Raw genomic sequence first — 19959 nt, forward strand, 5'->3', positions numbered from 1 at the left:
ATGCGTCTCTATGCGCTTGCACAAGGGCATGCCCGCTGTATTTGGATTCAGCTTTTGTAGTTTCTTTTGTACTTCTTGACTGCACGGCCGCTCCTCCGGCCGTTGTTCCTTTGCTAATTACACACGTCGTTTGAAAATTGTTTTGACGCGCCGGAACAAGCTCACTATATTGCATACAATTTGTGAATACAATAAAAATATGCAATCCTGATGACTTCAAGGAGACCGCTGTGAAAACTGTTCCAGAGCAATACCTGTCTTGCGGGCAAGAGATCATGCGGCGCGCCGAGGCGCTCGCCGTCCATACGGAAGCTGCCGGCATGATGACGCGCACTTACCTGACCGCCATGCACCATGCCGCCGCGCAACAACTGAGCGAGTGGATGAGCGCCGCCGGCATGCAGGTTCGCCGCGACGATGCCGGCAACGTCATCGGCCGCTATGAAGCCGCGCCCGGCCATGAGAATGCCGCAGCGCTGGTCACCGGTTCGCATTTCGATACGGTGCGCAACGGCGGCAAGTACGACGGCAATCTCGGCATCCTGTTGCCGGTGTCGTGTATTGCGGAGTGGCATCGCGCAGGCCGGCGATTCCCGTTTCCGATCGACGTGATCGGCTTCGCGGAAGAAGAGGGTGTGCGCTTCAAGGCGACCTTGCTGGGCAGTCGCGCCGTGGCAGGCACGTTTGACAAGAGCGTGCTCGACAACCTCGACGAACAGGGCAACAGCATGCGCGACGTCATGCGCGCAGCCGGCTTCGATCCGGACCGGCTCGATGCGTCGGCGTGGCCGCCGGCAGCCGTCGCCGCCTTTGTCGAAGTGCATATCGAACAGGGACCGTTGCTGCTCAATGAGGCCTTGCCGGTCGGCGTGGTGACCGCGATCTCCGGCGCGACGCGTTTCATGGCGGAACTGCAGGGACTTGCCGGCCACGCGGGCACGGTGCCGATGCACATGCGCCGCGACGCCGCCATGACGGCGGCGGAAATCGGCCTGTACATCGAACAGCGCTGCAGCGGCAGGCCCGGTCTGGTCGGCACGATGGGCATCATGGAAGTGCCGAACGGCGCCGCCAATGTGGTGCCGGGCAGCGCGCGCTTTTCCATCGACATCCGCGCCGAGCAGGATGGGGTGCGCGAGGATGCTGTGGCCGACGTCGAGGCCGAAATCGAACGCATCTGTGCGCGCCGCAATGTCGCCATCACACTGCGCAAAACGCATCAGGCCGGCAGCGTGCCTTGCGCCGGGCATCTGCAACAGCAACTGGCGGATGCCATCGAAGCATGCGGCCTGCCGCTGCGGCATCTGCCGTCGGGCGCCGGCCATGACGCGATGGCGATTGCGGCCATCGCCGACGTGGCGATGTTGTTTGTCCGTTGTGGCAACGGCGGCATCAGCCACCACCCCGACGAAATCATGACGGAAGAAGACGCGGCGATTGCTGCGCAGGTGTTCAGCCGCTTCGTCGAAAACTTCGCGGCCTGACGCAGAGTCCGCCGCGCTCTCCATCTCTACAAAGGAATCCCATGACCACCATCACCATCGACGGTTTCAATCTCAACGCTGCGCAAGTCGTGAGCGTCTCTCGCGGTGTCAACGGCGCGTACGCCAAAGTCGCGCTCGCCGACTCCTCGCGCGCCGCCCTGAAGCAAAGCCGCGACTTCATCGAATCGACCTGGATGCACGACGAAGCGCCAATGATGTACAGCTTCAACACCGGCGTCGGCCTGCTCAAGGACACCCGCATCAAGGTCGAACACATCGAGCTGTTCCAGACCCAACTGATCAAGGCCCACAGCGCCGGCATCGGCGAACCGTTCTCCGAAGAAGTCAGCCGCGCCACCATGCTGCTGCGCGCCAACGCCTTTGCCAGCAATTACTCGGCGCCACGTGTGGAAGTGGTCGATCGCCTGCTGGACTTCATCAACGCCGGCATCCATCCGATCATGCCGCAAAAGGGTTCGGTCGGCGCCTCCGGCGACCTCGCGCCGCTGGCCTACCTGGCTGCCGCCATCGTCGGTTTCGACGAAGCCGAAGTGATGTACCAGGGCAAACGCATGAGCGCGCCTGAAGCCATCACCAAGGCCGGCATCGGCCCGGTCAAGTTCGATCTCAAGGCCAAGGACGCCTCGGCGCTGATCAACGGCTGCACCGCCTCGCTCGCGGTCGCCGTGCTGGCAGCGCACGATTCGCGCAACCTGCTGACCGATGCCTGCCTGTCACTGGGCTTGACGCTGGAAGCCATGCGCGCCGAAATGTCCGCCTTCGACGCCCGCATCCAGCAAGCGCGTCCGCACGCCGGCCAGATCAAGACCGCCGCCGTCATCCGCACCTTGCTCAAGGGCTCTACCCGCACCACCCATGAAGCACGCTCGGTGCAGTTGCCGGATGAATCGCGCCGTACTGACATCCCATATTCCTTGCGCATCCAGGACGTCTACTCGCTGCGCTGCGCGCCGCAGGTCTACGGCCCGGTGTTCGATGCGCTGGATTACATCGACACTATCGTCGACAAGGAAATCAACTCCGCCACCGACAACCCGCTGATCTTTAGCAAAGAGGAAGCGGAAGGCGGCGGCTTCGAGATCATCTCCGGCGGTAACTTCCACGGTCAGTACCTGGCGCAGGCGATGGACTTGCTGGCGATGACGATCACTGATCTCGGCAGCATCTGCGAACGCCGCATTGCGCGTCTGATCGATCCGACCTTGTCGTGGGGCCTGCCGCGCAACCTGATGAGCGGCGTGCGTGGCGTCAACACCGGCTATCCGGTGGTGCAGTGCTCGATGAGTTCACTGGTGATGGAAAACCGCACGTTGTCCATGCCGGGCAGCGTCGACAGCATCCCGTCCAAGGGCAACAGCGAAGACCACGTCTCCAACTCGACCTGGTGCGCGCGCAAGGCGGCGACCGTGGTCGCCAATACGCAGTACATCGTCGGCGTGGAAATGCTGCTGGCGGCGCAGGGGCTGACCATGACGGAAGAGTTGCTCAAGGACTTCGTGCTGGGCGAGGGAACGCAGGCGGCGTATGAAGAGATTCGCAAGCAGATTCCGGCTTGCCTCGATGGCGATCGCTGGTTCCATAACGATATTCAGGTGGCGCATTCGTTCATCACCAGCGGGTCGGTGCGTGACGCGGTAATCGGGCGCATCGGCAAGTTCGTCTGAACCGATTCAACAGATAGCCAGATAAAAACAAACAGGGAAGGGCCGGCATGTTTACCTCAATCAGAACGCGTATTTTATTTTTCAGTATTGCCTTGCTCGTTGCGAGTCTGGGCGTGGTCGGTGCGGTCTCCTACGTCATTGTCAAAGCCGACAACGATCACGCCATCGACGAGAGTTCGCGCTCCATCGCCGACGGCTATGCCTCGGCGATCAACGAATGGGTCGCCGCCAAAGCAAGCATGGCGGCAGCGGCGGCAGACGGTGTGTTGCAAGCTGACCCGGTGTTCGTCATCAAGCAATTGCAAAAGAGCGGCGGTTTCTACGTCACCACCTTCGGCAAGGAAGACAAGACGGCCTATACCTCCGCCGCCGAGGGATTGCCGACCGGTTACGATCCGACCGGACGTTCCTGGTACCAGCAATCGGTCAAGGCAGGCAAGGCCGTGGTGACCAAGCCGTATACCGACGTCGTTACCAAGAAGCCGATGGTGTCCTTCACCGCGCAGGTCAAAAAGGATGGCGTCCTGCAAGGCGTGGTGGCGGCTGCGGTGTTTCTCGATGGCGTCAGCAACGTGGTGAAAGCGGTGCATCCGACGCCGGCCAGTTTCGCCTTCCTGGTCGATCGCGACGGCATGATGCTGGCCCATCCCGATGCGCAGTGGATCAACAAGCCGGTCAAGGACTGGAATCCCGAGCTGACCGTCGAACGCCTGAATTCTCTGAGCGGGAACGACGCCAGCAAGGAAATCGTGCTTAACGGCGCCGCCAAGCTGGTCCAGGCAGTTGCCGTCAAAGACACCGAATGGTCGCTGCTGGTGGCGATCGACAAAGCCGACGTCAATGCCGGCATGCGCCATGCCACGCAATCGTCACTGATCGCCATCGTGCTGGTGGCGACGTTGGCTGCGCTGATCCTGGGACTGATCACCACGGCGGTATTCCGGCGCCTGTCGCAGGTGCGCAATGCGATGGACAGCATCGGCTCCGGCAACGGCGACCTGACCATGCGCCTGCCGGAAGACGGCAAGGACGAAGTCAGCCAGATCGCCCGGTCATTCAATGTCTTCGTGCAAAAGATCACCACCATCCTGCAGGAGATCCGGCACACCAGCGATGCCGTCAAGGTGTCGTCGTCCGAGATAGCCAGCGGCAACCTCGATTTGTCGGGTCGCACCGAGCAGCAAGCCGGCGCCCTGGAAGAGACTGCTTCCGCGATGGAAGAGCTGACCTCCACCGTCAAGCAGAACTCCGACAATGCACGTCAGGCCAATCAGCTGGCGCTGGCGGCGTCGGCGATTGCCAAGGAAGGCGGTGAAGTGGTCGGCAACGTCGTCGCCACCATGGACGCGATCAATCAGTCGTCGCGCCAGATCGTCGACATCATCGGTGTGATCGACGGCATTGCGTTCCAGACCAATATTCTTGCCTTGAACGCCGCCGTGGAAGCGGCACGGGCCGGTGAACAGGGACGTGGTTTCGCGGTGGTGGCGAGTGAAGTGCGCAGCCTGGCGCAACGCAGCGCGCAAGCCGCTAAGGAAATCAAGGTACTGATCGACTCCTCGGTGTCGAAGGTGAGCGACGGCGGCCTGCTGGTCGAGAAGGCCGGGCAGACCATGGTGGAGATCGTCGACAGCGTCAAGAACGTCAGCGCCATCGTCAGTGAAATCGCCAACGCCAGTTCCGAGCAGAGCACCGGCATCGAGGAAATCAACCGCGCCATCACGCACATGGATGAAGCCACGCAACAGAACGCGGCGCTGGTGGAGCAAGCCGCCGCCGCGGCGCAATCGCTGCAGGATCAGGCGACCAATCTGGCCACCATCGTCAGCGGATTCAAGATGCAGGCGTAGTTCGTGGCGTCAGAACGCGTGTGCTTCATGCAACTCCGCCAGGGCATGCGCCTTGAATACGCTGAGTCGTTGATCGGCGCGCTGGCGCGGTTGCGGCAGGTCGACCAGGATGGTGTTGCGGATATTGCCCGGACGGCTGCCCATCACCAGCACACGGTCGCCGAGGTAGAGCGATTCGTCGATATCGTGCGTGACCAGCAGCAGTGAAATCTGGTGTTGCTGCGCCAGGCTCAGCAGCAAATCCTGCAGCTTCATGCGCGTGAAGGCGTCGACCGCGCTGAACGGTTCGTCCAGCAGCAGTACGCGCGGGCGCGAGTACAGGCCGCGCGCGATAGCCACGCGTTGCGCCATGCCGCCCGAGAGTTGCTTGGGCAGGCTGTCTTCCCAGCCGGCGAGGCCGACTTCTTCCAGCAACTGCGAAATCCAGGCGCGGTCGGCGCGGTCGCCATCGGCAAAGCCGACGTTCTGCGCCACCGTCAGCCAGGGCATCAGGCGCGGCTCCTGGAACACGAAGGCAACGCCGCCGCCAGTAACGTTATGCTGGCCACTGAGCTCGCCGGCGCGCGTAACGCTGCCCTGAAAATCCTTGTCGAGGCCGGCGGCAATGCGCAGCAGCGTGCTCTTGCCGCAGCCGCTGGGGCCGAGCAAGGCAACAACTTCGCGTTCGGCCAGCGCCAGTTCGACGCCTTGCAGGATGGTTTCGTCGCCGAAGGATTTGCGTCGGACCTTGATGTCGAGAATGGTGCTCATGGCACTCCTTGCAAAATGAGTTTCAGGAATGCTCGCCGGTAAAGGCATCGCGCCACGACAGGCTGCGGCTTTCCCAGTATTTGAGCAGTGAGTCGCTGAGCTTGCCCATCACCGCCAGCGCCACGATGGCGACCAGCACCAGATCCGGGCGCGACACTTCGCGGCCGTCGGTGAGCAGGTAGCCGATGCCTTGCGTGGCGGCCAGCAGCTCGGCGGCGACCACGCACAGCCAGGCCATCGACAAACCGTTGCGCAGGCCCGTAAACAGATACGGCTTTGCCGCAGGGATGAAAATCTTGCGCACCAGGTCGAGGCGGCTGAAACCGTACATCGTGCCCACTTCCACCAGCTTGCGGTCGACGTTGCGGATGCCGGCGACCAGGTTCATGTAGACCGGGAAGAACGAGCCGATCGCGATCAGCGTGATCTTGGAGGTCTCGTCGATGCCGAGCCAGATCAGCAGCAGCGGCACCCAGGCCAATCCAGGCACGGCGCGCAGCGCCTGGAAGATCGGTTCGATGTAATCCTCGGCCAGCGTGCTGAGGCCGACCCAGGCGCCGAACACCAGCGCCAGCAGCGCGCCGATGCCGAAGCCGGCGGCCACGCGCAGGGTGCTGGCGGTGATGTGTTTCCACAGCGGACCTTCCGCCAGTTCCAGCAGCGTCACCAGCAAGTCGCTGGGCATCGGCATCAGGTAGCCCGGCACCCATCCGGCGCGGCCGGCGATTTCCAGTCCGGCCAGCAATACCACCGGAATCACCAGTCCGCGCAACAAGGCCGGACGAATCTTCAGTCCCTGCGCCGGCGTGCTGCGCTTGCTGTCGAGGGCGGCGGAACGCGACATGCTTATTTCTCCGCCACGACTTCAGCGGCGATGCGCGCGTTGATCAGCGAATTCAGCGGACCGTCGACATCAGCGCCGCGGCGCAGGATGCCGTCTTTTTGCAGCAACGGCACTACCGGCTTGATCGCATCCAGATGCGCCGCGCCGGGTACCGGACGGCTGAAATCGTAGCGCGCCAGTTGCAGGCCGATGACGTCAACCGGCAGCTTGGTTTCTTCGGCGATCAGGGCGGCGGTCTCCTTCGGATTCTGGATGATCCAGCGGCGTGCGCGTTCATACGCTTTCAGCACGATGCGCACTTCCTGCGGATGCTCGTTGAGGAAGGATTCGCTGGTGTTGAGGAATGCCGCCAGGCCGAAGGCCGGATTGCGGTAGACGAAACGGGCGCCGGCAGCTTGCGCACCCGCCATGTGTGGATCCAGGCCGGCCCAGACGTCGACGCGGCCTTGTTCAAGCGCGATGCGACCATCGGGATGTTGCAGGTGAACGATCTCGACGTCGGACGGTTTCAGGCCGTGGGCGTCCAGTGTGCGCAGCAGGAAGAAATAGGGATCGGTGCCCTTGGTGGCGGCGATCTTCTTGCCCTTGATGTCGGCGACGGTCTTGATCGGCGAGTTGCCCAGCACCACCAGCGCGCTAGGCTCGGCCCACAGGTAGCTGTAGACGGTCTTGACGGGCTGGCCGTTGACGCGTGCCACCAGCGCCGAAATGCTGGAGGTCAGCGCGAAGTTGGAGGCGCCGCTGTTGAGGAATTCGAGCGAGTTGTTGCTGCCGCGCGAGAACACCCATTGCACGCTGGTGCCTTGCGCCTTGAAGGCTTCTTCCAGCCAGCCGTTGCGCTTGATGATCAGGCTTTCGGGCGAGTAGTAGGCGTAGTCGAGTTTAATTTCCTTGAGCGTGTCGGCATGGACGGCGTTGCCGACGGAAAATGTGCTCAGCGCAAATGAAAGGCCGGTGGCGAATTTCTTGAGGGACGGGAACATTGTTTTTCTTTGTTGAGGATGGAAGACGGACAGACGAACGGGACATCGTAATTCCAAAGAATCGTGCTGACAAAGACCGTTACCGCATATCCATGCGTGTTTTTCGCATGCCGGATGTTTGCCCGGCGCGGATCATTTAAGAGACTCATCACAGAAATCGTTCGCAGCGGCTGGTCGCTCAACAGGCATGCGCCTAAGCTTTGTCACGGTCAAACAACAAGGAACCAGCATGCTTTCGAAACAGTATTCACACCGCCTTCCCGTCGACTACGACCTCAGCGCAATCCGCCGTCGCGCCGCCGCGCGCGGCCCGATGTGGGACAACACGCCGGGCCTGTATTTCAAGTCCTTCTCGTTGCGCGAAGCCGGCAAGAACGGCGCGCCCACCAACGTCTATTCATCGATCTATCTGTGGAAGGACGCCACGGCCGCATCCGAATTCCTGACCAGCGATCGCTTCGAAGCCGTGCTCGCCGCCTTCGGCCGGCCCGGCATCGAATTGTGGCTGCCGCTGGATGTCCAGGCCGGCCCTGCGCAACAAGGGCGGTGGATCTATCGCGAGGACCTGCCATTTGGCGACACCACCGACATGCATGCGCTGCGCGAAGCCGAGCACGAACGCAATCGCGCTTTGACGCACCGGGCGGAGACGGTTGCCGCCGTGACCGCACTCGACCCGGCGGAGTGGAAGCTGGTGCGCTTCCATATCACGTCAGGGGCCTACGATGCGGAGCATGCCGGCGACGGTTATGAAGTGCTGCACCTGGCGCAGCCCTTGCTGGCGGAATTGCGCAAGTAAGTGACGTAAATAAGCTGCGCATTGCGCTTGGCAAAGGAATCCTCCGCAGGTTAATCTGCCCGGCTGACGCGCTCGCGATACCGGGCGGTTTCCTTTTTCAACGGAGTTCCTGTGCAAGCTTTGTCGACCGCGACCAGTGATGAATTCAGCAATGTGCGTTTCGTGCTCACCGATATGGATGAAACGCTGACCTATCGTGGGCGGCTGGCCGCGCAGACGTATCGTGCGCTGGAACGCTTGCAGGAAAACGGCGTGCGCGTGATCCCGGTCACCGCGGCGCCTGCCGGCTGGTGCGACCAGATGGCGCGCATGTGGCCGGTCGATGGGGTCATCGGCGAGAACGGCGGCTTGTTCTTTCGGCGTGATGAAAGCGATGCACACGCGCTGGTCCGCGAGTTCTGGCATGGCCACGCAGTAAAGAACGTTGCCACGCAACTGCAAGCTATCGCTGCTCGCGTACAGCGTGAAGTGCCGGAAGCGGTATTCGCCGATGACCAGCCGTTCCGCACCACCAGCGTGGCGTTCTCGATTCCCCAGGACGCAGCCGAACGCGATCGGATCGCGGATGCCTTGCGACGCGCCGGGGCCGACGTTACCGTCAATAATTTATGGATACTCGGCTGGCTCGGCGGCTACGACAAGCTGTCGATGTCGCGCCGGATTCTCGCTGCACATTACGGCGTCGACATCGATGAAGAAGCAGGGCGGAATTCGGTGTTGTATACCGGCGACTCGACCAATGATGCACCGATGTTTGCGTTCTTCCGGCACACCGTCGGCGTGAGCACGGTAGTGGAATATCTTGACCGGATACCGGTGCATCCGCGCTGGATTACGCAAGGTCCGGGCGGCGCAGGATTTGTCGAAGCCGCCGACGCGGTGATCGCGGCGCGCTCAGGTCAAGATCGCTGAAAATTTCTGCTATTGCGTCGCAATCCCTTGCTGACGCTGGGCTGACGTCGTGCTGACGAGAAATACTTTCGCATAAGGACATACGAATTCATTCGTTTGTCGACAGTTTTCGCTTACCTATACTTGATCGCAGCTTTTTGCTTCGACATGCATACGTAAAGGAAAACTCATGACGCTGGATCGCAGAACCGTACTCAAACAGTTGGCAGCAGGCGGCGTCGGCGTCGGGTCAGCAATGCTGGGGCTGCAGGCGCGCGCCGCCAACAAACCGGCAATCATCCGCATCGGCGTGGCGCAACCCGGAATCGGCAATCCACCGCAATTCTCCGGCAGCTCGGCGGCCGTGGCCAATGCCAAGGGCTGGGTCGAAGAAGAGTTCAAGGCCGACGGCATCAAGGTCGAGTGGTTCTTCTTCAAGGGCGCCGGTCCGGCGGTCAACGAGGCACTCAGCAACAAGCAACTCGACTTCGCGTTCCAGGGCGACCTGCCTTCCATCGTGGCGAAATCGGCGGGACTCAAGACCAAGCTGATCCTGGCCACCGGCGTGCGCTCCAACATTTATCTCGCGGTGCCGCCGGACTCGCCGATTCAATCCGTCAAGGATTTGCGCGGCAAGCGCGTCGCCATCTTCAAGGGCACCAACGCGCAGTTGCCGATCAATCGCGTGCTGGAGGCGAACGGCCTGCAAGAGCGCGACCTGCGCGCCATCAATCTCGACCAGGCCACCACGCTGGCGGCGCTGAGCACCAAGGACATCGACGCCGCGTTCGGCAACATCAACCTGCTGCGCCTGCGCGACAAGAACGCCGCGCGCATCGTCTACAGCAGCAAGGGCGGTTCGCCGATCTTCACGACGCAATCGCACGTGCTGGTGACGGAAGAATTCGCGCAGCAATATCCGGAGATCACGGCGCGCGTGGTCAAGACCTTCGTGAAGACCTCGAAGTGGGCGTCGGACGAAGTCAACCGCGACGAAGTGCTGCGCCTGTGGGCCAAGGCCGGCACGCCGTACGAGCACTGGCGCGAAGACTACGACGGTCAGCCGCTGCGCGTGCGCATCAATCCCAACTTCGATCCTTTCCTGGTCGCACGCTACAAGGACTCGGTCGAGCAAGCCTACCGCCTGAAACTGAGCCGCTCCAAGTTCGACGTCGATCAATGGATCGACCAGCGCTACCTCAAGGCCGCGCTGAAAGAGCTGAACCTGGAAACCTATTGGCCGATCTTCCAGGTCAACGGCAAGATCCTGGGGACCTGATCCATGAGCGCGCAACAGGCAGCTTTGGAGTTGCCATCGTCCGTGTCCTCGTCCGTGCCTTCATCCGCGTCGCCGACCGCGTCGTCACTATCAACGCAGGAGCCGCGTGCGCGCTTCTACAGCAACTGGTCGCCGCGCTGGCTGGCCTTGCCGTTTCCCTTGTTCCTGTTGCTGCTCTGGTATGTTGCCGCGCAATTCGAATGGGTGGCGCCGCAGGTGTTGCCGTCGCCGCAATCGGTGGCGCTGACCTTCATCGACCTGGTGGCATCGGGCGAGATGTTCGACAACCTCAAGATCAGTTTGCTGCGCGTGCTGCTCGGTTTCGGCGTGGGCCTGGCCGGCGGTTTGCTGCTGGGCGTGGCGATGGGCTTGTCGCCGGTGTTCAAGGACTATGTCTATCCCTTGTTCAAGGCCTTCAGCCAGGTGCCGGTGCTGGGTTGGCTGCCGCTGCTGATGCTGCTGGTCGGCATCGACGAGGCGCTCAAGATCATCCTGATTTCCAAGGCGGCGCTGGTGCCGATTGCGCTCAACACCTTCAAGGGCATCGAGAACGTGCCGGCGCGTTATGTCGAAGTGGCGCGCGTGCTGAAATTCTCGCGCTGGCAATTGTTGACGCGCGTGATCTTTCCTGCGGCGCTGCCGCCGATCTGGAACGGCGTGCGCTACGGTTTCACGCATGCGTGGCTGGCGCTGGTGGTGGTCGAGTTGCTGGCGTCGTCGGAAGGCCTCGGCTACATGATCGTGTTCGGTCGCCAGCTGTTCCAGCTGGACGTGGTGATGGCGGCGGTGGTGGTGGTCGGGGCGGTCGGCTATGTACTGGATCGCGTGCTGGCGCGCATTGAAATCGTGCTGCTCGGCTGGCGCCGTAGCGGCTTCTGAGCGGGGCATCATCATGGCGCGATCTTCTTCTTATAACACGCAAGACAAACACCCCGTACCGAAATTCCTGCGCGGTTGGATCTTGCCGGCGCTGCTGTTGCTGCTGTGGTGGCTGGCGGTGAAATTCAACTGGTCGACTTCGCCCTTGCTGGTGCCGGTCGACAAGGTGTGGGATACCGCCGTCGAGCAGTTCCGCAGCGGCGAACTGGCGATTGCGCTGGAGGCCAGCTTGCGGCGCGATCTGATCGGCTTCGCCATCGGCGTAAGCGCGGGGCTGGTGTTCGGCGTTGCGTTCGGCTTGTCGCGGCTGTTCGAGCGGATGATCGGACCGACCTTCCATACGCTCAAGCAAATCTCGTTGTTCGCCTGGATTCCGCTGCTGTCGGTGTGGTTCGGCCTGGGCGATCCGGCCAAGGTGGCGTTCCTGTCGCTGGCGGCTTTTTTCCCGGTGGTGCTCAACACCTTCGAAGGCATACGCAGCGTGCCGGCCGAACTGGTCGAGGCGGCGCGGGTGCTGAAGTTCAACCGCCGCCAGTGGCTGTTCAAACTGATCCTGCCGGCGGCGTCGCCGTCGATCCTGGCGGGCATCCATCTCGCGCTGATCTATGCGTGGCTGGCGACGTTGGGCGCCGAATACCTGCTGGTCTCGGGCAAGGGCATCGGCAACACCATGATCGATGGACGCGAATTGTTCTTGATGGACCTGGTGATCTTCGGCGTGATCGTGGTCGGCTTCGTCGGCTTCGCGCTGAACTGGCTGGCGGCGCGCCTGGAGCGCCGTTTGCTGGCGTGGCGCGGCCGCTCGGTCGCACAATTTTAAGGAAACAATATGTCGCAAGCCGGCACGCTGGATATCCAGCATCTCAGTAAATCCTACCCGGTCAAGGACGGCGACCTGGCGGTCCTCGAAGACGTCACGCTGACCATCACGCCGGGCGAGTTCGTCAGCATCGTCGGCTCCAGCGGCTGCGGCAAGTCGACCTTGCTGCGCCTGATCGTCGGATTGGAAGAAGACTATCAGGGCCAGGTGCTGCTGGATGGCGAACGCATCGTCGGCACCAGCCTGCGGCGCGGCATCGTGTTCCAGGAACACCGGCTGTTTCCCTGGCTGACGGTGGAGAACAATATCCAGCTGGGCCTGCTCAACGCGGACCTGACGCCGGGTCAAAAACGCCTGGCGGTGCGCGAACACATTGCACTGGTGGGGCTGGAAGGTTTTGAGAAGTCGTATCCGCATCAGCTGTCGGGCGGCATGGCGCAGCGCGTGGCGATTGCACGCGCATTGGTGAGCAAGCCGGAAATTCTGCTGCTGGACGAGCCGTTCGGCGCGCTCGACGCCTTGACGCGCGCATACCTGCAACAGGAGTTGCACCGCATCTGGCAGGCCGAGGGCATCACCATGATCCTGGTGACGCATGACGTCGAGGAAGCGATTTATCTGGGCGACAAGGTGGTGGTGATGGAGCCGCGGCCGGGACGCATCCGCCGCATCGTGCCGGTCGGCCTGGCGCATCCGCGTGAACGCGCGGCAGTCGGTTTTGCGGAGGTCAAGCAACAGGTGCTGCGGGAATTTTCGGGCGACAGCGCCAGCCTTGCGGAGCCGCCTTTGCGCAGCGAGGCGGCAGAGCCGGAAGAACCTCGGCAATGGCGTTTTGCAATCTGAATCCGACAACAGAACGACAACATAAGCACAACACAACCACAACGTCACGAGACAAACACGCAATGAGCAGCAAACAGAATCAGTCTGCAGGGCGCAGGCGCTTCCTGCGCGGCGGCGCCGTGCTGGGAGCCGGCCTGGCCGCCGGTGCGCGCGCCGAACCTTTGACGGTGGCGCCGTGGAGCAAGACGCCGGGCGAACCGGTGCTGTGGCATCCGTATGGCGAACCGTCGCCGTTCGAGAAGAACGTGGTGCGCCGCTCGCGTGGCGCGGCGCCGCTGCCGGGGGCGAACTCGTCGATGACGCCGTTGCAGGACCTGCACGGCATCATCACGCCGACCGGACTTGTCTTCGAGCGGCATCACGCCGGTATCCCGCAGATCGATCCGGAGCAGCATCGTTTGGCGGTGCATGGCCTGGTCGAGCGTCCGACGATTTTCACGATGAACGATCTGGTGCGGCTGCCGTCGGTGTCGCGCATTCACTTCCTTGAATGTTCAGGCAATACCGGACGCGAATGGAAGGGGCCGGGTACCGCTTCCCTGCAATTCAGCCACGGCTTGCTGTCGTGCTGCGAATGGACCGGCGTACCGCTGGCGACCGTGCTGGAAGAAGTCGGCATCAAGCCCGAGGGCGCGTGGATTCTGGCCGAAGGCGCCGACTCGGCCGGCATGACGCGCAGCATCCCGATCGGCAAGGCGCTCGACGATGCCTTGCTGGTGTATGCGCAAAATGGTGAACGGCTGCGGCCCGAGCATGGCTATCCGCTGCGGCTTTTTTTGCCCGGCTTCGAGGGCAACATGAGCGTCAAATGGTTGCGTCGTCTCAAGGTGGGACGCGAGCCGTTCATGTCGCGCGAAGAGACATCGAAGTACACCGACTCGCTGCCGGACGGCACGGCGCGCCAGTTCACATTTTTGATGGAAACCAAATCGGTGATCACGTTTCCGGCGCCCGACCATCGTCTCAAGGAAAAGGGTTTCTATGAAATTTCCGGCCTGGCATGGACCGGACGCGGACGCATCAAACGCGTTGACGTATCGACCGACGGCGGTCGCAGCTGGACCGAAGCGCGCCTGCAGGAACCGGTGCTGGATCGCGCATTGACGCGCTTCCGCTTGCCGTGGCGCTGGGACGGCGCGCCGGCCGTGCTGCAGAGCAGGGCGCTGGACGAGAGCGGCTTCGTGCAGCCCAGCGGCGCACAGCTGGTCGATGCGCGCGGCTTCGAATCCAACTATCACTTCAACGCCATCCAGAGCTGGAAAGTGGCGAGCGACGGGGTCATTACCAATGTTCAGGTTTAGCGCTTTCATCGGCGCCGTTGCGCTTGTGCTGTCATTCAGCGTGCAGGCCCAGGTGTACGGCGTAGGTCATGCGGCCAGCGAGCGCGACCTGGCGGCATGGAATATCGACGTCGCCGCCGACGGCGCCGGCTTGCCTGCGGGCAGCGGCAGCGTGACGAACGGCAAGACCATCTACGCTCAGCAATGCGCAGCCTGCCACGGCGCCAAAGGCGAGGGCAAACCGGCCGATCAGCTGGTGGGCGGCAAGGGCACGCTGGCGTCGGCCAATCCGGTCAAGACCATCGGCAGCTTCTGGCCGTATGCGACGACGGTGTTCGATTTCATCAACCGCGCGATGCCGTACAACGCGCCGCAGAGCCTGACGCCGGAAGAGGTGTATTCGGTGACGGCCTATCTGCTGTACCTGAACGGCGTAGTGGCCGCGGACACCGTACTCGATGCGCGCTCGCTGCCCAAGGTGCGCATGCCCAATCGCGACGGCTTCATCGGCGACACCCGTCCCGATACGACCAACGTCGCCTGTCAAAAGAATTGCAGCATTCCAGCAAGACGCAAGCCATAGACGTGAGCCATAGCAGCAATCTTTACCCTGCAAGCTGTAACCCTCTAGCCAGTCATTTTCGTGAAGGAGAACAAGATGTCCGAAGCATTGCTTGATCTGCATCCCGTCGCCGGCCGCATCGGCGCTGAAATCCGCGACGTGCGCCTGTCCGGCGATCTCGGCCAGGAGACGTTCAGCGCCATTCGCCAGGCGCTGCTGAAGTACAAGGTCCTGTTCTTCCGAGGGCAACAGCATCTGGACGACGTCGGTCAGGAAGCCTTCGCCAAACTGTGGGGTGAACTGGTGGCGCATCCGACCGTGCCGGTGCGCGACGGCACCGGTTACCTGCTGGAGCTGGATTCGGTGCATGGTGGTCGCGCCAATTCCTGGCACACCGACGTCACCTTCGACCTGGCGTATCCGCAGGCGTCGATCCTGCGCGCAGTGGTGATTCCGCAAGCGGGCGGCGATACCGTGTGGGCGAACACGGCGCAGGCGTATCTCGACCTGCCGCCGGCTTTGCGCCAGCTGGCCGACAGCCTGTGGGCGCTGCACACCAATGACTATGACTACGCGGCGCGCTTCAATACCGATGACGCCGGGCTCAAGCGCTATCGCGAGGTGTTCACCTCCACGATTTACGAAACCGAACATCCGGTGGTGCGCGTGCATCCCGAGACCGGTGAACGCACCCTGGTGCTGGGACATTTCGTCAAGAAGCTGCTGGGTTATCCGACCGGCGATTCGGAGCATCTGCTCAAGCTGCTGGAGAGCTACATCATCCGCCTCGAAAATACTGTGCGTTGGCGCTGGACTACCGGCGACATTGCAATCTGGGACAACCGCGCCACGCAACACTATGCGATCAACGACTACGGCAGCCAGCATCGCGTGGTGCGCCGCGTGACGATCGCCGGCGACGTGCCGGTCGGCGTCGACGGCCGTCGCAGCGTATCCCGCAATGTACAGGACAAGGTACGCACGCCTGATGTCGTCGTTGCTTCAAAAGAGGCGGTGGCGTCATGAGCGGCCCGAAGAAACAACTGCGCCTTGGCGCCTTCCTGCAGGCGACCGGCCATCACGTGGCCGGCTGGCGCCATCCGCGCGCGCAACCGGACGCCGGCCAGAACATCGCGCACTACCGGCAGATCGCACAGACCGCCGAGCGCGCCAAGTTCGATGCCTTGTTCCTGGCCGACGGCGTGGCGATTCGTTCGCACGATGCAGAGACCTTGCACCTGACTTCGCGCGCCGCCACCTTCGAGCCGCTGACGCTGTTGTCGGCGCTGTCGCAGGCGACCGAACACATCGGCCTGGTGGCGACGGTGTCAACCACGTATAACGAGCCGTACCATGTGGCGCGCAAATTCGCTTCGCTCGACCATCTGAGCAACGGTCGCGCGGGCTGGAACGTGGTGACCTCGTGGTCGGAGTCGGAGGCGCACAACTTCAATCTCGACAAGCATCCCGAGCACGGCGCGCGCTATGAACGCGCCGAAGAATTCGTCGACGTGGTGCGCGGCTTGTGGGACAGCTGGGAAGACGACGCCTTCCGCTTCGATCAGGCCGAGGGCGTGCATTTCGATCACCACAAGCTGCATGCGATCCATCACAAGGGCAAGCATTTCTCGGTACGGGGTCCGCTTAACGTGGCGCGTCCGGTGCAGGGGCATCCGGTGGTCGTGCAGGCCGGTTCGTCCGAGCCGGGCCAGGAGTTGGCGGCGCGTACGGCGGAGGTGATCTTCACCGCGCAGCAATCGCTGGAGGATGCGCAGCATTTCTACAGCGGGCTGAAGTCGCGGCTCGCCAAGTACGGCCGCGAACCGGATGAACTGAAGATCATGCCGGGCGTGTTCCCGGTGGTCGGTCGCAGCGAAAGCGAAGCGCTGGAAAAATTCGAAGAGCTGCAATCACTGATTCATCCGACCGTCGGCCTGTCGCTGCTGCAGCAGCATCTGGGCGGCATCGATCTGTCCGGCTATCCGCTCGACGGTCCGCTGCCGGAGAATTTGCAGGAACCGAACGGCACCAAGAGCCGTTTCCAGTTGGTGACGGCGCTGGCGCGTCGCGAGCAGCTGACGATCCGTCAGTTGTACCTGCGCGTGGCGACGGCGCGCGGTCACTGGTCCATCCATGGTACGCCGGAGAGCATCGTTGACCGTCTTGAGGAATGGTTCCTGAAGGGCGGCGCCGACGGTTTCAATATCATGCCGCCGACTTTGCCGGGGGGACTCGACGACTTCGTCGAACTGGTGCTGCCGGAATTGCGCCGGCGCGGTTTGTTCCGCACCGAGTACGAAGGCAAAACCTTGCGCGAGAACCTGGGACTGGCGCGACCGGCGCACCGGATTTATCAGCAGAGCGGCGCCGACGTCCTGGGACGGGTAGCCTAAAACGCAGAGAAGTAAACGTAGAAACGGCCTGGCTGCTTGCGCATGCCAGGCCGTTTTTATTGGCGGATCAGATCAGCGGATATCCAGCGCGCGGTTCACGCTCAGCGCCGCCAGCGAGCAGACTGCGCCCGACAGCAGGTAGATGCTGACGTAAGCCAGGCCGAAGTGCGCCGACAAGCCCAACGCCACCAGTGGTGCAAAACCCGCGCCGACCAGCCACGCCAGATCGGACGTCAGCGCTGCACCGGTGTAGCGATACTTGGCCGGGAAGTTGGCGGTCACGGCGCCGGCTGCCTGGCCATACGACAGGCCGAGCAGGGCGAAGCCGACCAGGATGAAGATGTCCTGCCCGGTGTCGCCGCCGTTGATCAGCGTCGGCACGAAGCCGCTCAGCACGGCAATCAGCACCGCCAGAGCGCCCAGCGTGGTGCGGCGGCCGAAGCGGTCGGCGATGGGGCCGGACAACACGATCCCGACCATCATCAGCACCGCGCCGAACACCTGCACCATCAGGAAGTCGCTCATCGAACGCATCGAATACAGCGAGATCCACGACAGCGGGAACACCGACACCAGGTGGAACAACGCGTAGCTGGCCAATGCGGCGAGGGCGCCGATGATCAGGTTGCGGCCCTGGGTGCGGGTGATCTCGACGACGCTGGTCGGTTCCAGTTCACGTTCGGCCAGCAGGCTGGCATATTCTTCCGAAGCCACCAGGCGCAGACGGGCGAACAGCGCCACGACGTTGATCGCGAAGGCGACATAGAACGGATAACGCCAGCCCCAGTCGAGGAAGTCGTCGTTGCTCAGGTTGCCGATCAGGTAGGCGAACACCAGGCCGGCGACGATGAAGCCGACCGGCGCACCGAGTTGGCCCAGCATCGCGTACCAGCCGCGCTTGTTCTTCGGCACGTTGAGCGCCAGCAGCGACGGCAGGCCGTCCCACGAGCCGCCCAGCGCCAGGCCCTGGCCGATGCGCAGCACCGAGAGCAGCACAATGGCGGTGAAGCCCAGATGGTCATAAGTCGGCAGGAAAGCGATGCCGGCCGTCGACAGGCCCAGCAGGAACAGCGCCAATGTCAGTTTGACCTCGCGCCCAAGCTTTTTCTGGATGGCCATGAAGAGGACCGTGCCGAACGGACGCGCCAGAAATGCGAAGGCAAAAATGGTGAAGGAGTAGAGCGTTCCTTCGAGGCGTTGTTCAAATGGAAAGAAAATGGTGGGAAAAACCAACACCGAGGCTATGGCATACACGAAGAAATCGAAGTATTCTGAAGCCCTTCCGATGACCACGCCGATTGCAATATCGCCGGGTGCAATCACTGGATGATCAGATTTGGCATTATTTACATTATCAGAACCACCGACAGGCGTATTTGCAGAAAATTTGCCAGGAACTTCAGGGTGATGAATATGAGTGCTAGCCATGATCATTGTCTCTCTTTCTTGGTTCGGTCTGTAATGCCGCTACGTTCCGCCGGCACATTGGCACACTTGCAAACTCACCATCAAGATGACCGCGAGGGTAGGACAAATTGTCCAATCGCCAATGCCGAACGGTAAGTGTACATTAGCATGATTTGATAGCTCCGACTGGACTTTCCCTGCATGTTTTCACATCTCATTCGCCGCGGATTCATTTTTCTGCCTGCAATTTTGTTGGCCGGTTGCAATACGGTCGTCCTGAATCCTTCAGGGGACATCGCCAACCAGCAAGGCAGACTGATCATTATTTCGACCATCCTGATGCTGCTGATCATCGTTCCGGTGATCGTGCTGATCGGCCTTTTTGCGTGGCGCTATCGCCAGAACAATACCGCCGCGCGCTATGAGCCGGACTGGGATCACTCGACCCAGCTCGAACTGGTCATCTGGGGCGCACCCCTGCTGATCATCATCGCGCTCGGCCTGCTGACCTGGATCAGCACCCACACGCTGGATCCGTATCGCAAGCTGTCGCGTCTGGATGCGCAGCGTCCGATCCCTGAAAACGTCAAGCCGCTGATCGTCGAAGTCGTCGCGCTGGACTGGAAATGGCTGTTCATCTATCCGGAGCAAGGCATCGCGACCGTGAATGAACTGGCTGCGCCGGTTGACCGCCCGATCGAATTCAGGATTACCGCTTCGACCGTGATGAACTCGTTTTATATCCCGGCGCTGGCAGGACAGATCTACGCGATGCCGGGCATGCAGACCAAACTCAACGCCGTCATCAACAAGCCGGGCGAGTTCGAAGGCTTCTCGGCCAACTACAGCGGCGCCGGTTTCTCGGACATGCGCTTCAAGTTCCACGGCGTGAGCGATGAAGACTTCGAAGGCTGGGTCAAGAAGATCAAGTCCGGCGGCGGCGCCCTCAAGCGCGCTGAATATATCGCGCTGGAAAAGCCAAGCATCAAGGATCCGGTGCAGCACTTCAACGCGGTCGACAACACGCTGTACCACGCGATCCTGAACCGTTGCGTCGCCGAAGGCCAGGTCTGCATGGACCAGCAGATGATGACCGACAAGAACGTCAAGGGCGAAGGCAAGGGCGAAAAGACTGAAAAGGGCGCCGCCAAGGCCGCTCCCCAGGAAGTCGCGATGGCCGGCAGCCAGCACCACCATGAATAATCAATCG

18 protein-coding genes are annotated in these 19959 nt (G+C 62.0%); 14 read left to right on the forward strand and 4 right to left on the reverse strand.

Annotation, left to right across the window (positions count from 1 at the left end; translation table 11 throughout):
- Nucleotides 1–230 precede the first annotated feature (230 nt).
- From E4P32_RS05765 to E4P32_RS05775, 3 genes are read left to right on the forward strand one after another with little or no spacing between them, the layout of a single operon-like run.
- Nucleotides 231–1484, forward strand: coding sequence for an allantoate amidohydrolase (locus E4P32_RS05765; RefSeq protein ID WP_116432845.1), 1254 nt, complete (start codon nt 231–233; stop codon nt 1482–1484).
- A gap of 41 nt (nt 1485–1525) precedes the next feature.
- Nucleotides 1526–3169, forward strand: a complete 1644-nt coding sequence (locus tag E4P32_RS05770; RefSeq protein ID WP_116432844.1) for an aromatic amino acid ammonia-lyase — start codon at nt 1526–1528, stop codon at nt 3167–3169.
- Between the two features lie 47 nt (nt 3170–3216).
- Complete coding sequence (locus E4P32_RS05775; protein ID WP_116432843.1) at nt 3217–5019, forward strand: methyl-accepting chemotaxis protein; 1803 nt, start codon at nt 3217–3219, stop codon at nt 5017–5019.
- Between the two features lie 9 nt (nt 5020–5028).
- Here E4P32_RS05775 and E4P32_RS05780 read toward each other — a convergent pair whose 3' ends face one another.
- The 3 genes from E4P32_RS05780 to E4P32_RS05790 are packed head-to-tail and all read right to left on the reverse strand — an operon-like array spanning nt 5029 to nt 7596.
- On the reverse strand, nt 5029–5769 hold the full coding sequence (locus E4P32_RS05780; RefSeq protein ID WP_116432842.1) for an ABC transporter ATP-binding protein: 741 nt from the start codon (nt 5767–5769) through the stop codon (nt 5029–5031).
- Nucleotides 5770–5791: 22 nt separating this feature from the next.
- A complete protein-coding gene (locus E4P32_RS05785; RefSeq protein ID WP_116432841.1) occupies nt 5792–6613 on the reverse strand; it encodes an ABC transporter permease in 822 nt (273 codons plus the stop codon).
- A gap of 2 nt (nt 6614–6615) precedes the next feature.
- Nucleotides 6616–7596, reverse strand: a complete 981-nt coding sequence (locus E4P32_RS05790) for an aliphatic sulfonate ABC transporter substrate-binding protein (RefSeq protein ID WP_116432840.1) — start codon at nt 7594–7596, stop codon at nt 6616–6618.
- A gap of 229 nt (nt 7597–7825) precedes the next feature.
- On the opposite strand from E4P32_RS05790, the gene E4P32_RS05800 reads away from it, so the two are divergent.
- The 10 genes from E4P32_RS05800 (at nt 7826) to E4P32_RS05845 (ending at nt 17342) form a co-directional block, all read left to right on the forward strand.
- Nucleotides 7826–8395 carry a DUF4865 family protein gene (locus tag E4P32_RS05800; RefSeq protein WP_116432838.1) on the forward strand — a complete coding sequence of 190 codons (570 nt, stop codon included), beginning with the start codon at nt 7826–7828 and terminating at the stop codon, nt 8393–8395.
- A 111-nt stretch (nt 8396–8506) separates the two neighbouring features.
- Nucleotides 8507–9307, forward strand: coding sequence for an HAD-IIB family hydrolase (locus E4P32_RS05805; RefSeq protein ID WP_116432837.1), 801 nt, complete (start codon nt 8507–8509; stop codon nt 9305–9307).
- A 169-nt stretch (nt 9308–9476) separates the two neighbouring features.
- Nucleotides 9477–10565 carry an ABC transporter substrate-binding protein gene (locus E4P32_RS05810; protein WP_116432836.1) on the forward strand — a complete coding sequence of 363 codons (1089 nt, stop codon included), beginning with the start codon at nt 9477–9479 and terminating at the stop codon, nt 10563–10565.
- A gap of 3 nt (nt 10566–10568) precedes the next feature.
- Nucleotides 10569–11444, forward strand: coding sequence for an ABC transporter permease (locus tag E4P32_RS05815; protein ID WP_233526551.1), 876 nt, complete (start codon nt 10569–10571; stop codon nt 11442–11444).
- 13 nt (nt 11445–11457) lie between these two features.
- Complete coding sequence (locus E4P32_RS05820) at nt 11458–12264, forward strand: ABC transporter permease (RefSeq protein ID WP_116432835.1); 807 nt, start codon at nt 11458–11460, stop codon at nt 12262–12264.
- A 9-nt stretch (nt 12265–12273) separates the two neighbouring features.
- Nucleotides 12274–13107, forward strand: coding sequence for an ABC transporter ATP-binding protein (locus tag E4P32_RS05825; RefSeq protein WP_116432834.1), 834 nt, complete (start codon nt 12274–12276; stop codon nt 13105–13107).
- A 62-nt stretch (nt 13108–13169) separates the two neighbouring features.
- A complete protein-coding gene (soxC, locus tag E4P32_RS05830; RefSeq protein ID WP_116432833.1) occupies nt 13170–14408 on the forward strand; it encodes a sulfite dehydrogenase in 1239 nt (412 codons plus the stop codon).
- Entirely contained in the window at nt 14395–14970 is a 576-nt protein-coding gene (locus tag E4P32_RS05835) for a cytochrome c (protein ID WP_116432832.1), read from the forward strand. The genes soxC and E4P32_RS05835 overlap by 14 nt, the downstream gene beginning before the upstream one ends.
- A 75-nt stretch (nt 14971–15045) precedes the next feature.
- Nucleotides 15046–15975, forward strand: a complete 930-nt coding sequence (locus tag E4P32_RS05840; RefSeq protein ID WP_116432831.1) for a TauD/TfdA family dioxygenase — start codon at nt 15046–15048, stop codon at nt 15973–15975.
- Nucleotides 15972–17342, forward strand: coding sequence for an LLM class flavin-dependent oxidoreductase (locus tag E4P32_RS05845; protein ID WP_116432830.1), 1371 nt, complete (start codon nt 15972–15974; stop codon nt 17340–17342). The genes E4P32_RS05840 and E4P32_RS05845 overlap by 4 nt, the downstream gene beginning before the upstream one ends.
- A 72-nt stretch (nt 17343–17414) precedes the next feature.
- Here the strand turns inward: E4P32_RS05845 and E4P32_RS05850 are convergent, their stop codons facing one another.
- Nucleotides 17415–18770, reverse strand: a complete 1356-nt coding sequence (locus tag E4P32_RS05850) for an MFS transporter (protein ID WP_116433882.1) — start codon at nt 18768–18770, stop codon at nt 17415–17417.
- Nucleotides 18771–18950: 180 nt separating this feature from the next.
- Between E4P32_RS05850 and cyoA the strand changes: the two genes are divergently transcribed.
- Nucleotides 18951–19952: a ubiquinol oxidase subunit II gene (gene cyoA / locus E4P32_RS05855; protein WP_116432829.1), complete on the forward strand. Its 1002-nt coding sequence runs from the start codon at nt 18951–18953 to the stop codon at nt 19950–19952.
- Nucleotides 19953–19959 lie beyond the last annotated feature (7 nt).

Source organism: Herbaspirillum sp. 3R11, from assembly GCF_004563925.1.
Classification (GTDB): Bacteria; Pseudomonadota; Gammaproteobacteria; order Burkholderiales; family Burkholderiaceae_D; genus Herbaspirillum.

Bases quoted from the DNA above. Each gene is read 5' to 3' on its own strand.
- E4P32_RS05780 (WP_116432842.1), bottom strand. From the start codon at position 5,769: ATGAGCACCATTCTCGACATCAAGGTCCGACGCAAATCCTTCGGCGAC.
- E4P32_RS05770 (WP_116432844.1), top strand. From the start codon at position 1,526: ATGACCACCATCACCATCGACGGTTTCAATCTCAACGCTGCGCAAGTC.
- E4P32_RS05850 (WP_116433882.1), bottom strand. From the start codon at position 18,770: ATGGCTAGCACTCATATTCATCACCCTGAAGTTCCTGGCAAATTTTCT.
- E4P32_RS05800 (WP_116432838.1), top strand. From the start codon at position 7,826: ATGCTTTCGAAACAGTATTCACACCGCCTTCCCGTCGACTACGACCTC.
- E4P32_RS05820 (WP_116432835.1), top strand. From the start codon at position 11,458: ATGGCGCGATCTTCTTCTTATAACACGCAAGACAAACACCCCGTACCG.
- E4P32_RS05810 (WP_116432836.1), top strand. From the start codon at position 9,477: ATGACGCTGGATCGCAGAACCGTACTCAAACAGTTGGCAGCAGGCGGC.
- E4P32_RS05775 (WP_116432843.1), top strand. From the start codon at position 3,217: ATGTTTACCTCAATCAGAACGCGTATTTTATTTTTCAGTATTGCCTTG.
- E4P32_RS05835 (WP_116432832.1), top strand. From the start codon at position 14,395: ATGTTCAGGTTTAGCGCTTTCATCGGCGCCGTTGCGCTTGTGCTGTCA.
- E4P32_RS05845 (WP_116432830.1), top strand. From the start codon at position 15,972: ATGAGCGGCCCGAAGAAACAACTGCGCCTTGGCGCCTTCCTGCAGGCG.
- E4P32_RS05790 (WP_116432840.1), bottom strand. From the start codon at position 7,596: ATGTTCCCGTCCCTCAAGAAATTCGCCACCGGCCTTTCATTTGCGCTG.
- E4P32_RS05815 (WP_233526551.1), top strand. From the start codon at position 10,569: ATGAGCGCGCAACAGGCAGCTTTGGAGTTGCCATCGTCCGTGTCCTCG.
- E4P32_RS05825 (WP_116432834.1), top strand. From the start codon at position 12,274: ATGTCGCAAGCCGGCACGCTGGATATCCAGCATCTCAGTAAATCCTAC.
- E4P32_RS05840 (WP_116432831.1), top strand. From the start codon at position 15,046: ATGTCCGAAGCATTGCTTGATCTGCATCCCGTCGCCGGCCGCATCGGC.
- soxC (WP_116432833.1), top strand. From the start codon at position 13,170: ATGAGCAGCAAACAGAATCAGTCTGCAGGGCGCAGGCGCTTCCTGCGC.
- cyoA (WP_116432829.1), top strand. From the start codon at position 18,951: ATGTTTTCACATCTCATTCGCCGCGGATTCATTTTTCTGCCTGCAATT.
- E4P32_RS05785 (WP_116432841.1), bottom strand. From the start codon at position 6,613: ATGTCGCGTTCCGCCGCCCTCGACAGCAAGCGCAGCACGCCGGCGCAG.